General features: G+C 53.0%; 13 protein-coding genes. 11 read left to right on the top strand and 2 right to left on the bottom strand.

The window, feature by feature from the left end; translation table 11 throughout:
• Positions 1-307: 307 nt before the first annotated feature.
• Positions 308-712 carry an ATP-binding protein gene (locus PV396_RS44780; protein ID WP_319214146.1) on the bottom strand — a complete coding sequence of 135 codons (405 nt, stop codon included), beginning with the start codon at positions 710-712 and terminating at the stop codon, positions 308-310.
• A 210-nt stretch (positions 713-922) separates the two neighbouring features.
• Between PV396_RS44780 and PV396_RS44775 the strand changes: the two genes are divergently transcribed.
• Both PV396_RS44775 and PV396_RS44770 read left to right on the top strand, forming a co-directional pair.
• Positions 923-1,792: a helix-turn-helix transcriptional regulator gene (locus PV396_RS44775; RefSeq protein ID WP_319214145.1), complete on the top strand. Its 870-nt coding sequence runs from the start codon at positions 923-925 to the stop codon at positions 1,790-1,792.
• Positions 1,789-2,001 carry a DUF397 domain-containing protein gene (locus tag PV396_RS44770; RefSeq protein ID WP_319214144.1) on the top strand — a complete coding sequence of 71 codons (213 nt, stop codon included), beginning with the start codon at positions 1,789-1,791 and terminating at the stop codon, positions 1,999-2,001. The genes PV396_RS44775 and PV396_RS44770 overlap by 4 nt, the downstream gene beginning before the upstream one ends.
• A gap of 90 nt (positions 2,002-2,091) precedes the next feature.
• Here PV396_RS44770 and cas1 read toward each other — a convergent pair whose 3' ends face one another.
• On the bottom strand, positions 2,092-3,786 hold the full coding sequence (gene cas1, locus PV396_RS45335) for a CRISPR-associated endonuclease Cas1 (RefSeq protein ID WP_416071593.1): 1,695 nt from the start codon (positions 3,784-3,786) through the stop codon (positions 2,092-2,094).
• A gap of 560 nt (positions 3,787-4,346) precedes the next feature.
• Between cas1 and PV396_RS44765 the strand changes: the two genes are divergently transcribed.
• The 9 genes from PV396_RS44765 (at position 4,347) to PV396_RS44725 (ending at position 13,420) form a co-directional block, all read left to right on the top strand.
• Positions 4,347-4,616 (top strand): hypothetical protein, encoded by a 270-nt coding sequence (locus PV396_RS44765; RefSeq protein ID WP_319214143.1) that lies wholly within the window; start codon positions 4,347-4,349, stop codon positions 4,614-4,616.
• Positions 4,616-5,086 (top strand): hypothetical protein, encoded by a 471-nt coding sequence (locus tag PV396_RS44760; RefSeq protein ID WP_319214142.1) that lies wholly within the window; start codon positions 4,616-4,618, stop codon positions 5,084-5,086. Before PV396_RS44765 ends, PV396_RS44760 begins: the two co-directional genes overlap by 1 nt.
• Positions 5,087-5,099: 13 nt before the next feature.
• Positions 5,100-5,885, top strand: coding sequence for a DUF2637 domain-containing protein (locus tag PV396_RS44755; RefSeq protein WP_319214141.1), 786 nt, complete (start codon positions 5,100-5,102; stop codon positions 5,883-5,885).
• Positions 5,885-6,631: an exonuclease domain-containing protein gene (locus tag PV396_RS44750; protein WP_319214140.1), complete on the top strand. Its 747-nt coding sequence runs from the start codon at positions 5,885-5,887 to the stop codon at positions 6,629-6,631. The genes PV396_RS44755 and PV396_RS44750 overlap by 1 nt, the downstream gene beginning before the upstream one ends.
• 526 nt (positions 6,632-7,157) lie before the next feature.
• A complete protein-coding gene (locus PV396_RS44745) occupies positions 7,158-7,439 on the top strand; it encodes a hypothetical protein (RefSeq protein ID WP_319214139.1) in 282 nt (93 codons plus the stop codon).
• 993 nt (positions 7,440-8,432) lie between these two features.
• On the top strand, positions 8,433-8,780 hold the full coding sequence (locus tag PV396_RS44740; protein WP_319214138.1) for a hypothetical protein: 348 nt from the start codon (positions 8,433-8,435) through the stop codon (positions 8,778-8,780).
• 141 nt (positions 8,781-8,921) lie between these two features.
• Complete coding sequence (locus PV396_RS44735) at positions 8,922-9,497, top strand: hypothetical protein (protein ID WP_319214137.1); 576 nt, start codon at positions 8,922-8,924, stop codon at positions 9,495-9,497.
• A complete protein-coding gene (locus PV396_RS44730) occupies positions 9,494-12,823 on the top strand; it encodes a hypothetical protein (protein ID WP_319214136.1) in 3,330 nt (1,109 codons plus the stop codon). Before PV396_RS44735 ends, PV396_RS44730 begins: the two co-directional genes overlap by 4 nt.
• A gap of 138 nt (positions 12,824-12,961) precedes the next feature.
• Positions 12,962-13,420, top strand: a complete 459-nt coding sequence (locus PV396_RS44725) for an Lsr2 dimerization domain-containing protein (protein ID WP_319214135.1) — start codon at positions 12,962-12,964, stop codon at positions 13,418-13,420.
• Positions 13,421-13,478: the final 58 nt, after the last annotated feature.

Here is a 13,478-nt window from a genome sequence, read left to right as displayed (position 1 = left end):
GCGTTAGAGCCCCGACGCGGCTTGGCATCGGGGCTCTTATAAGGCGTATTCGGTTGTTGATTTCGGAGGCGTATTACTTGGTTCCCTCCGTAGGTCGGACCACGAAGTAATTCGTGATTACCGCCCTATAGCTTGTGTGGTGAGTCCGACCGCTGTGTTTCAGGCACCATTCCTGAACAGAATCTTTCTCCGCCGTTTCCGGAGAACGCTCACCACACGACATGCACCACGCATGCGCCAAGTTCTGTTCAGCGTCCGGGTCGATAGTCAGCGTGTGGTTTACGAACCGCATTACAGACCTCATCCCTTACACAGCCTCTTTGGTCTGGATTTCAGCCCACACGGTTTTACCGATGACCTGTTCTGTTACACCCCAAGAGGTGGACAGAATTTCCACGATTCCGAGACCCCAGCCGGATACGGCCAAGGGTCGTTCGCCGCGCCGCTTTCGCGGGATGCCGTCGCCGGTGTCGCGCACTTCAATTCGCACGCGCTCTGAGTCCTGGTCAATCGCGACTCCGATTTGCCGACCGCGAGCCGTCTTGCCGTGAACGATGGCGTTCGTGACCAGCTCTGAGACGATCTGCACTAGATCATCTGACATGTCGTCAAGTCCGGAGCTGTCGGCGAACGTTCGCGTGAACTCTCGCGCCTTGCCCACGCTCGTCCTGGTTCGCGGATACCGAACGCTTAACCGATGGGTGGTGCTCATGCGACCCCCTGTCGCGGTGCTGTCCCGTGTGACCGTTCGTCACCTTCGTTGCGTCCCCGGACGGTTGAACCGATCAGCGAACGCGCCTAGCTACCATGCACCCTGGAACCTCCGAAGTGTCAAGTCCCTACTTCGGTGGTCTCTGTTGGACGTTGCCGTGACGGTAGGTAGCGGGCAGACTGGTTCTGTCCAGAACGGAGGTGAGACCGAGTGCCGATCACGAACAATCCGACGATCCGTCAGCGCCGGTTGGCGCGCACGTTGCGTGATCTCCGCGTGGCTGCGGGGTTGAAGCATTCCGACGCTGCGGAGATTCTTGGTTGCGCGGAATCCAAGATGACTCGACTTGAGAACGCTCAATCGGGAATCCGGCTACTCGACTTGAGAGCGCTACTTGACGCTTACCAAGTCACGGAGAAATCGCAGCGTGCCGAGATTGAAAAGTTGGCAAGGGATGCGAAGCAGAAGGGTTGGTGGGTTCAGTACGCGAACTCTATTGATTCGGCTTACGCCGCGTATATTGCTATCGAGTCTGACGCCGCAGAAATCTACGACGTTGAGACCAATCTAGTTCCCGGACTCTTGCAGACTCAGGCGTACACCGAGGCTGTAATCAGAATTCAGGTTCCCGATACCTCGCAAGAGAACGTTGATACTCAGGTGAAAGTTCGGGAAGAACGCAGGAAGATTCTCACTCGCGAGGAAAACGCGGTTCATATGTGGGTGATCCTGTCTGAGTCAATACTGAGACACAAAGTCGGGACCCCGGAAGTGATGCGGGAACAACTCGAATCCCTCCTATTGGCAAGTGAAGAAACGAACGTAGAACTTCAAATCTTGCCCGACGAAAGCCCGTTGAACGCGGCCCTATTCGGACCGTTCGTCATCATGAGCTTTCCAACAAACTCAGAATCGGACGTAGCATATGCGGAGTCGAATACCGGCACCGTTTACTACGAAGAGCAATCCGACACTGAACAGTATCGAACGCTGTTCCGGCGTTTGAATGTCGCCGCGTGCGACGTCAGTAAGTCAAGAGCCTTGATTCGCAAGGCCATAGAAGAAACGGCAGCCAAGTGACGAACGACCCGAACCCCACGGAAAACATTGTCTGGGTGAAGTCTTCTTACTCAGGCAACAACGGAAACTGTGTTGAGGTTGCGAGCCTTCCCGGCGGTGTTCGGGGAGTCCGCGACTCAAAGGACAAGAGCGGTCCCGTTCTCGCTTTCAGCGTCTCCGAGTGGAAAGCATTCATTAGCGGTGCTCAGGCCGGAGAGTTCAACGCCTGATAGCTTCACCTGAAACAAACGTGAGCGCGTGCTAGGGAATCCCCGGCACGCGCTCATCCGCGTTCTCAGCTCAGATAGTTCTCAGGCTCGCTATACGGCTTCCTGGCACGGCTTCCCATCGGTCAACCCGTCAGACGCTCCGGCGCGAACTGCTGTGAGCGCCCCCGTGCGCGTGAGCCGTCCTGGTGCCTGTCGGCGGTCCCCGGCCCTGAGAGAGTCCGTGAGCCCCGTACGCGGTCCGTTGGGCACTCCCGGCCGTCCTGGCGCCGGGCGGCTGTCAGAGGCGTTGTCAGGCTCGCCCGTGAGGGTCATCGGTTCGGGACGCTTCCCCGAGAACGCCATCACGCTTGGATGTTCAGTGATGATTGGCAATAGGGCATCCCAGACCCCAGAGGCTTTCCAACGCCTGAGATGAGTTCGAACCGTCTTCCTGTCAGCAATTGCTCTAGGGAGATGCCTACCGGGAATCCCGAGGATTTCCGTACAGACAGCACCGCCCAACACACCACGCCTATCCGACCTCTGATCGGCCTTATTTGATTGACGAGGTTCCGGCATTAGTCGGGATGCTGATTCCCACAAGTCATCGGGGATGATTTGGTCTACTGTCTTCGGCGTTGAAATAGGTTCCGCGGGAGCCGTTCGCGGCGCGTTCTTAACATCCTTTCTAGGAGCCTTCCTTTCAATATTCCGGTTCCCAGCCGGCTTGCGCATTAGAATTTTGTCCTGAGTCGGCTTTCCGATTCGGAAAGAACCGTCAGCCGCATTGGCGATAGTTTCCGCGATCTCTTCAACCACGGGCGCTAGGATTCGCGCCCATTTAACGGCGTTCTCTGCGAGTTCATGAGTAAGGGGAGCCATCAAACGGCAGACCCCAGACGAGTTCTCTAGGAAGTCTTTGCGGGTGAATTCACGAGGACTGTTGCCGACTTCACCAATCAGCCTAAGTACATAGCGATCTACGTAAGGACGCAGAATCTCCAACAGGTCAAGTGCCAGGGAATTACGAGAATCCCTGTCAAGGTGAAGGAATCCGAATTGAGGATCTAGCCCTACCGACTGGCAAGCCAACACACATTCAATCTCGGCAAGCCGGTAGCAGTAGTTCAGAATAGCGTTAATTGGGTCAGTCGCTCCGCGAGCCTTTCCAGACGTTAGAGACGCGCGCGAGACAAATACTTGCCAATGAGCGGGCACCTTCGATTCGTCGGCGGGAAGCCACGGAATAGACACCGTTCCGACAAACGCGCCCCAATAGACCGATGCGGAAGCACCTTCCCAGGACCGGCACAGATCCACGGTAGGTGCGTTCTCGATTTCGGTAATGTTCTGCTCTACTTCCAGCGCCGCCCGTTCGTGACCCATTTCCCGAAGGTTCGCGGCTTGCCCAGACACCTTCTTACGCAGAATATCTTTCACGATATGCAGGCCGGTTTCCTCGTACGGCCCGCCCGCACCCGCGAACGCTTGCGCGCGACGCAACCGCGCATCTTCACTCCGATTGGTCGTTGCCAGAATCGGAGTTCCATCGGGGTCACAAAGTACGAGAGAGACCCCCATCTCTTCACACCACTTAACGGCGTCGAGAGTCATAGAGCCTTTAGGGTGAGCCAGGATGATTCGCTTTACCCGTCGCTCAACCCTGGGGATTCGGCGTTCTCTTCTAGAGAGTCCTAGCCCGTCGCTAATTACCAAGTGGCCAAGGTGAACATTTAGACTCACCCCAGCACCGCTAACGACAAGAGTTCGGGAGTCGGAAGACTCTCGCGAATACACTTCGGACATTGTTTCTGCGGTACCCTGAACCTGCATTCCTGAGCCTCAATCTCTGGGATGCCGCCCGATCGGCGCGCCAACGCCGGTCGGGCTCACTCATGTTCGGACCCTCCGGAGACTACCGGTCGGCAGCCTCACGCGGCATCCACCGCACGTCAGAGCGCCTGAGCGCTTCCGTGACCGCCGTTCACGAGCTGCCGCGCGTCCTGGCCCCGCCTCACCACCTGCGATGGCTGTACGGCCTCCCTGTCGGCGTCGCGATGTGGCAAGCGTTCTGCGTTGAGATTCGGCATCTCCTATGACCCTTCTAATGCGCTATGGATTCGACTTTCTTTTCGCTTCCTAATCCGCTTAGTGGTCCGGCCGGCTGGCGGTTATGAATTTGGTCGAAACATTCTCAGTTGGCATCGCTGTAACTAATTCCCCTTTCTTATTTTAATTGAAAGAAAGTCGTCTCACTATGTGAGAAATCCAGGGGACCACTGACCCAATGGCGATCACCCTTGGGACAATTAGAGGGTCAGGCAGAAGGAGCCTCTAGGCAAGATCACCGGAAAAAGGGTAAGGAAATGAGCGAGGAATTCAAGTTCTACACCGTCCTAGATGCAGCAATCAAGGTTGAAGAATCCATGGCGACGGTTCGGAATCGAATCAAGGCGGGTGTAATCAAGGCGGTTCAAACCCGTCTCGGGTACCTGATTACTCCCGAAGAGATTGAGGACTACTTGATTAGGCGCGGACCCAAAAAGGGTCGGGGATATTTTCGAGACTCAATGCTGATGCCAGAAGACCAAACTACTAGTAACGATGACACGACGAATAAGGAAGAGGAAAACTGATGAACAATACCGAAAGCCGCAGAACTTTTATGGCTGACGAATACCGGGGTCTCTCCAAGGATGCGACCTACCGGAGTTGGTGCAACCTAATCCGCCGATACCACTTCGGAAATGGTGTGAGGCTCGTTCCTACCGGACCGAACACCGCCGGATATGCAAACGTCCCGGTCTGTTCTGAATGGGTCAACGACTTCGGAAGATTCCTCAATGACGTTGGTGCAAAGCCTTCCACGTTCCATGTTCTGACTCTGAGGCCGGGCGCTACCGAGTGGAATCGGGAAAGCACTTCCTGGGAGTTTAGGCCGCCGGTCACTGATGCTCGAAAGAGTCTGTTCTTTCAAGTCCTCATCGAAACCGTCGTATGGGCTCTCGTCATTGCATCTGAGCAGAGGACTTTCAATGACTTCTGTTCTGCTGAAATGGTTGACGAAATTCACGGCGTGTACTGCGACTGTGACTGTGATTGGTGAAGGAGACTCCACAATGATTAAGACTGACGGTAAGCGATGGGTTACGACTCTCCTTACAATCATCATCGGAATTATGTTGGCGGTCGTAATTATCGCGCCTTTGGCCCTTTCCTCTCAGGATCTAGTCAGTTGGGCATCGTCGCCTAACGGTCTAAATCTTTCTGGAATTTGGCCTTACGTGACGTTCGTAGCTCTCGACTGTGCAGCGGCTTTGTGCGTGGCGCTCACGATTCAGGCTTTCTATAAGGGGGAGTCCGCCGGTCTCGCACACGTTCTCGTTTGGGTATTCGCGGGGCTAAGCGCTTTTGCCAACTACCGTCAAGCGGTACGGACTGCGGCTCACGATGACGATTGGTTTCTTCCGGCCATGTCGATTCTCGGCGCGGTTCTGCTAGAAGTCGTTGTCAGAAAGATTCGCCGAACGGCTCGCAGTGAGTACGGAGTTTACGAACGACCACTTCCGAAATTTAGGGCTCTGCGGTGGATCGTAGCTTTCAATGAGACTCGCACAGCGTGGAAGCTTTCCATCGTAGATGGAATCACCTCCCCGGATGAGGCCGTAAAGGCAGCTAGGGAAAGTAAGCCGGTTGTGATCGTAGACGAGAGCCTTAACGAGTTGAGTAAGGCCGACAAGGTTAAGGCGGCTTTCGCGGCTCTCGATTCATACGACGTGCCCAACGCGATTGATTGGCTTAACGCTCGCGGCGTAAAGGTCAATCGAGCTTACGTGTATGAAGTGGCTAAGAAGGAAAAGAAGAGCACGGACGTAATCGAGAGCGCCGAAGAGGTGACCCTCTAATGTCTAAGCTCTCAAAGATTCGCAAGATGGGTTTTGATGTGGAAACCACGGGAGTTTCAGTCACTGAGGATCGGATAGTGACCGCATCTCTCATCTTCACCGGTGGTGGTGAAATGGATGCCCCACATGACTACCTAATCAATCCCGAAATCCCTATCCCGATAGGGGCCAGCGAAATCCACGGAATCTATGACGCGGATGTTAGGGCTCGCGGGTCCGCCGCAAAGGTAGCCCTAGAAGATATCGCATCGAGGATCGCGACCGGCTTTCGGGCCGGGTACCCACTCATTGGATACAACGTCTCGTTTGACTACTCGATGTTGCATTGGGAGTTGGTTAGGTGCGGCCTTCCAACTTTGGTCGAACGACTCGGCCGCAAACCTCACGCCATTATTGATCCATATGTGATTGATAAAGAGATTGATCGTTACCGGCGTGGAAAGCGGAAGCTCCAGAACGTTGCCGAACATTACGGCGTCGTGACAGGTGATTATGAATGGCACTCCGCTAGCGCTGACGTTAAGGCGACGGTTGGAATTGCGGAAGTCCTGTTTGATCGATACCAGTTTCTAGACCGGATGGGGTTTAACGGTCTTTACGGATTTCAGAAAATGTGGCGGGAAAGGCAGTCCAAGAGTCTGCAAGAGTATTTCCGAAATCCAGCGAAATCCGGAGACTCCTACAACCCGGAAGCGGTTGTGAATGGTGAATGGCCTTTGATTGGTGGAAAGGATGATGAGATATGAAGCGTGAACGACACGGGATGCGAAACTCTCCAGAATATAGGGCCTGGCTCAACATGAGGCAGCGGTGCAATAATCCAAATCACATTAGCTACCCCAACTATGGCGGGCGCGGGATTTCGGTTTGCAATGAATGGGAGAACAGCTTTTCAGCATTCTTCGAACATGTCGGATCTAGGCCAGAAGGAATGACGCTAGATCGAATCGATAACTCTAGAGGGTATGAGCCTGGGAATGTTAGATGGGCGAGCTATTTTGATCAAAATGGCAATCGAAGAAATAGTAGAGCGAACAACACTCACTGCCTCAAAGGTCACGAAATTACCTCTGAGAACACTTACATTTCTTCCAAGGGTTTGCCATCGTGTCTAAAGTGTCGAAACAACGCTTATAAAAAATATAAGCGGTCGGACCTCGGAAAGAAGCGTAGGTCCGAATATCTAGAGACGAAAGCCAATGAGGCCGCCGACCGTTACGTAAGAAACGCTTACTGCATTCTTGCAACCTAAGAACCCAAAGGAGAGAAACAATGAGCAACGTGCAATCTGGAGAATCAGCCCTGAAAGTTCTTCTAGTGGGAGCTGTAATCGTTACCGCGACTTCCATCTTTAAGACTATCGGGGAGATGCCGGAAACGGCTAAGCGGGAGTTGATTCGCAGGCTCTCCCCTGGAATTTCAGAAGCCGGTGAAAACGAGGGCGTAAAGGTTCTCTCTGATATTTCTAAAGACATCTCAAATCCGGAGCCGGCTGGACCCTCTGAAATCAATTCAGAAAAGATCTCGGATTCAGAGAATAAAAAGAGCCGGTAGTGGCTCTCTCACAAACCACTACCGGCAACCGAACTAAGGAGTTCCTAACCATGCTCATTCTATCAACCGACACCCCTATTGGGAGAACACCCAATCCCCCGTTCGGTGTCCGACTGGTAACCAACGATCACCAGACAACGGCCGGTCACGGCCCCGACCACACCCGACACGCACCCGACACGGCCCGACTCCGCACGTTGGGCGTCCCGCGCCCGCGTGGCGGTGCTGTGAGGCCGCATCACAAGCCGGATGGGTTCGGGGATGGGTTCTCAGATGCGAGACCGTCTGAGAGCCGTACAGGGGTTATCGGTTCGGTGTGGTTGAAATGACTGCGGGATTCGTTGACTTCAACCAAGCTGGATACGGGATGGTGAAGATCCCCGAATCTCTGGTGTCGGAAGATGAGCGCGAAGAAATTCGCAGATATTTTCACGATACTGCTTTGTATCTGAACCGTGAGGGAAGCGGTGAAAGAGTTCAGGCTTACCGGGGTCGAAAGGTCGCCGGTAGAGAATACGTCACCAACCTAGCCGATCTGGATAGGCAATGGGCGGCTGATCAAGATTCCTGGTGTGAAGAGCTGGGATGCTGCGAATCCAAAAGGACTCGCAGAAAGTTTAAGTTCGGAAGGAAGTAAGGAAAATGGACATCGAGACTCGTAACGCTGCGGCTGTGGTCGTATTTGGTGCTCTGGCATTCCTCATTCTGGTTAGGTGGGGTTCCGTTAGCACGGTCAAGGGCATTACGTCGTTCGGTATCAAGTAACAGAAGAAAGGAAAAGGTCATGGGAGACGCGGCAGATTTTGAGGACATGTACGGTTCGGAACCGTCGTTCGGTGGATTCGATGAAATCGGATGGGACGATGACGACGAAAACGATGACGACCCCGAGGAATAATCCTCCGGCTCTCATCAGGTAAAAGGCAATGGATACGGGGAGGGGTGTCACTCTCACAGTTGACATCCCTCCCCATTAGCCAAAGGAGTTCTTAAATGTCTGGGTACCGTTCAAAGGACGGAAACACCTACAATCACATTCACTTCATTGATGCGAATGTGGGGCCTATCTCGGCCGAGATTGGTTACGCAAGTAGAGATGAAGTTCAGGACGTGGCAGCTTACTTCAACATCGTTGAACACATCGTGAATCCGCAAAACGTTTACGACGCGAATAACAACTTCGTTAGAAGTCAAGTCCAGGACTATTACCTGAACGAGTCTTGGCTAAGGGAATACGAGGGTAGGAGGTTCGGACCTTTTGAGTACGAGACAGACCCCGAAAAGATCCGCGCTTACTATTCCTCTGGTGAACTCGACTTCACTTATATCTACGAGAGCTAAGGCGTAGATGAGATGATTCAAAACCGAGCTAAGGCATGTTCCATCTGCGGCACCCCGAATCCTGCTGACTCTCACCATGCGGCGGGTAGGCGAAATGACCAGAACTTTTTGGTTGACCTTTGCAAGTCGTGTCATCGGCTTGTGACCGCATGGCAGTTCGGGCACCGCATTCCGCTGAGCGAAGATGAGAATAGGGAAGGATTGATTAAACCCTGGTCTATGGCTACAGGCGCGGGCCACATTTTCGAAGCTTTGGCGGCAAGTCTTGGCGACGCCGCAAAGTCGGACGCGTTTATGGAAATGGGGAAGGTTCTTGCACTCTTCCCCGTATCCGAGGGAATGTTTAGAGGCCCTAGGGAAAAGGGTCCTAAACTGCGTAGGGATAGGTTCGAATACTTCAACACCGCCGGGACTGTTGATGTTATTGGAGCTGCGGCTAATATCCTCGTGTACCTGAGTTCTAAAGCTTTGGGTAACGATGATTCGATTACCAAACTGTTTTCGGGTATTGCTTCTAATCCGAAGGGGTTTGTTAATTGGTGGGATTCTCAGGATGAGGGTATGTACGGGTGGCTCTCCAATGTTGGCGAATCTCTAGAGGATACGTTCTCGGAAATTGAGGATTCGAGTTCCCTAATCTCGGCCGGCTTGCAGATTAGAAAATACCTGGATGAGTTTTCAAAAATGTTCTCAGACTACTTGGAGGGGTTGAAGTGAAAAAGCTTGCGAGGATTGCCAAGGTTCGAGCTTGGACGGCCTACGAAAGTGACGGCGGTGCGTCTTATGATAAGAAGTCTCCGGCTAAGAAAGATGAAAGCAAAACGGCTAATCAGCGCGTAGAGCACTTTCTAGTTTTCGACACGGAAACTGACATCGACAAGGAACAGCGATTCAACTTCGGATCTGCTGTGTACTACGCGGTTGGAAGTCGGACCGGTGAATTCATTCCTTGCGGGGAATGGCTCATCTATGCTGATGACCTCCCCGAAAGAAACCCCGAGGGCTTTGCGGTTCTACAGGAGTACGTTAAGAGGGGTCACCCGACAGAGCGCGGGGAGTTCTCTCCGGCCGAGAGTAAGACTCTTTCGGACTGGTATCACGGTGGGGAGCCCGAGGGTTCTAGCGCTTCTGATTTCCTCCCCGGCGGCAAATATGACGTGGTGCTTAAGTACCCTAAGAACGAGTTCTCATCTGTCGTTGACAATCGAGCGGTTATCAAGGGCAGACCGGAGAGAACTTCTAATGATGAGATCATTCTGATTTCTCAGAGCGACTTTAATTACGAGGTCTTGCAGTTTGCTGCGTTCCCGTCGGAAGACTGGAAATCATCCAAGCCCGCTACTGTGGTCGGCTTCAACCTTCCTTTCGACCTTTCCAGGATCGCTCTCGGGGTGCGGAAGTCAACTGGTTACTACTCCGGTGGATTCTCTTTCAGAATGAAGGAGGATGCTAAGAGTGGTGACATTAGAACTGTGAAGCGTGGAATTAAGGGCGCTCTCTATTCTTACACCGGGGATAAGCGAGTCGGTAAGGACTATTTCACGGATGTCGGAACCCTGGCGTTCGGCCTCACCAATGGCAGTTACAGCCTCAAGAGCGCGGCTAAGGCTTTCAGCGTTGAAGAGAAAATGGCCCCCGATGGCGGTCATGGATCTATCAACCTGAATTACATCTCCTATAACCGACAGGATGTCAAGGCTACTGCGGCCGTTTACATCGCTCTGATAAACGAGCTTGACCGGCACCCGATTGACCTTAACGACAGTCAGGTATATTCCCCGGCCTCTTTGGCCAAGTCTTACCTTTCCGCTATGGGAGTTCCTAAGCCGCTCGAAAAGGAAAAGGACTTCCCTAACGATATCCTCGGATACTCCATGTCTACTTTCTATGGTGGTCGATCTGAGGCCCATATTAGGAAGGTTGGCGTTCCCGTTGAATACTGCGACGTAACGTCAATGTATCCCACTGTCAACGCCTGTATGGGGCTTTGGGATCTCCTGACTCATGAACGAATTGAGGTCAGAGAGGATACCGAAGAGGTCAGAAAGTTTGTCGAGGAAATCACAGTTGATGACCTCTTCAATAAGGGTCGGTGGCCTGAGCTTCGGGGGATTGTGCAAATCGCCCCCGACGGTGATTTGCTTCCGATTAGAGCGGCTTTCAAGCCTGGTGAAAGTGAAACCATCGGTATTGGCTATCTGTCAGGTGGAAAGCCAATGTGGTATTCCCTTCCTGACATCGTCAATGCGAAAATCAACGGCGGGAAGTCTCCGAAGATTCTAAAGGCTTACCGGTTCTACCCGGACGGGGATAAGGTTGGAAGCCTTAAAAGCGTAAAGCTTGGGGGAGACATTCCTATCGACCCTAGCTCTGACGATTTCTTCCAACATGTCATCGAGCAAAAGCAGGCGGCTAAGAAGCGTCATCCTGCGGGAGCGCCGCGTAAGGGATGCACTTGTGAGGGATGCCGAAATGAGCAGTTCCTTAAGGTGTTGGCAAACGCGGGCGGATACGGAATCTTTGTTGAAATCAATAGGGATGACAGCGCGGAAGATTCCAAGGAAACCATTTACGGTGCTCTCGGGAACCCCTGGGAGACTAACGTTTACAAGCCGGAAGCTCCGGGGCAATACTGCTTCCCTCCGATTGGAACTCTAATCACCGGGGCCGCAAGGCTCATCCTTGGGATGTTGGAAAAGCTTGTGACTGACGCCGGGGGTACGTGGGCAATGTGCGACACGGATTCTATGGCAATTGTTGCTAGCCACAATGGGGGTTTCATGGCTCCCGAACCTTGCATCCCTCCCAAGATGGTTGATCAAAACTACCCGGAACGAATTCCGATTCTCACGTATGAGACTGTCGAGAGCATTAGGAAACGGTTTGATTCTCTGAGTCCGTACGACCCTGAGATTGCAGGGCCTATCCCAATCCTGAAAAGGGAAATGCCCGAGTCTCTAGACGATCCGCAAGTATATTGCTATGCGATTTCTGCAAAGCGGTATGCGGTCTTCACTATTGACGACTCCGGAGACATTGAAATCATCTCCAACAAGGAACACGGCCTCGGCCAGTACATGAACCCCGAAGATCCTGCACTGAAGGAGTCTCGCGGGATGCGGCAATGGGTTTGTGATATCTGGCGATACATGATTCTTACCGACGCCGGTAGGCCCATCCCGGAACCCTATTGGTTCTCTCGACCCGCCATGTCTCGCGTGAACGTGTCCACATGGTCTACTTACGGAAATCTGCGTCACTGGAACGATGGTAAAAGTTACAGGGATCAAATCAAGCCTCGCGGATTCATGATGGCCCCTGTTGCATCTCATAGCTATCTTGAAGGTGGGATGGCCTCTTTCCGATTGGTCGGCTCTTTCAACTCCAATGCTGACGAGTGGGAAAGCATGGACTTTTACAACATCCATGACATGGAAAGTAGGCCCTATCGGATCACAACCGATGCCCCTAACGCAGAAATGCTGATGAGCGATAGCGGAATCAGGAAGGTTAAGAGCTACCGGGATGTTGTTTCTAGGTATGCCATCCATCCTGAAATCAAGTTCTCTGACGCCAACGGCAATATCTGCGGGGAATTTACTCGGGGAATCCTTCACCGGCATCATGTTGAAATCGTCACGTTCGAGCATCACGGGAAGGAAGCAAACCTCCTAGAAGAGCGTGACACCGGAATGATTCTAGATGGCATGGAATCAATCACCAATTACAGCTCGGGGGAGAACGACTTTTCGGAGTTCGCCGCCCCCATCCTTAAGACCTTCACTCAAAAGAAGCTGGCTCAAATGGTGAAGGATCTAGGGGTGTCTATCAGCGTCAAAAGGCTTGGGGATGTTCTTAGGGGTAATTCGGAGCCTAGGGACTCTCTTAGAAATGCGCTACTTCGAGTTGCTGTAAGGAAGGCGATTGAGGAAATGGGGGATGAGATCCCCGAAAGACGTTGGAAGAATGAGGAAATCGCGTTGAGCAACTGGCGTGAAGTTCTCCATTCTTGGAGAGTGGTTACCGGAGATCTAGCACGGTGACTCTCCAAATAGATGAATCGGACCCCGCAACGTATCAGTTGTGGGGTCCGACTCTTTCCAAGTTGGTAGTGACGCCCGGCGGTTTGAGGTAATCTCTCCATAGCAAGGCATCGGAACGGGAGAGAGCAGAGTAAAGCTGTGGCGGTAAAGCTGATCCCAGTAAGTGAGTCCGAAAAGGGCAAGCCGGGAGTCCATGAAGCGGTTACCGAAATTGCCGGTCAACGCATCATCACGTATGCGCGGCTGGAAAAGGTCGATGATCTGGACAGTGAGACGACAGAGAATGTCGAAACCTATAGGTTCTCGGCTTTCGATGATGAAGGCGAACAGACCTTCCACGAAATCGATCTTTCGCCGGAGAGCCTGGAAAAGCTCCGCGAAGTTCTGAAGCCGTATGTATCGGTTTCTCGTGAGGCTGTAACGGCCGGGGTGGTTACTCAGAAGACGCTAACCAGCGCTGGCAAAAGTGAGTGGCTTAAGAGGTGCCGGGCATGGCTCAAAGAAAAGGGTGAGGAGATCGGAGATAAGGGGCGTATTTCTAACGACCTGCAAGAGAAATACCTGAGCGCTAATCCCACGGACCCTAAGCCTGAATAGGTCTCGGATTACACGCGGCTCATAACGGCTCTGCCAATTGCGGCAGGGCCGTTGTTGT

The organism is Streptomyces sp. ME02-8801-2C, from assembly GCF_033793965.1.
Taxonomy (GTDB): domain Bacteria; phylum Actinomycetota; class Actinomycetes; order Streptomycetales; family Streptomycetaceae; genus Streptomyces.
Note: the sequence above shows the minus strand (reverse complement) of the source record. Positions and strands in the feature narration are given on the sequence as shown.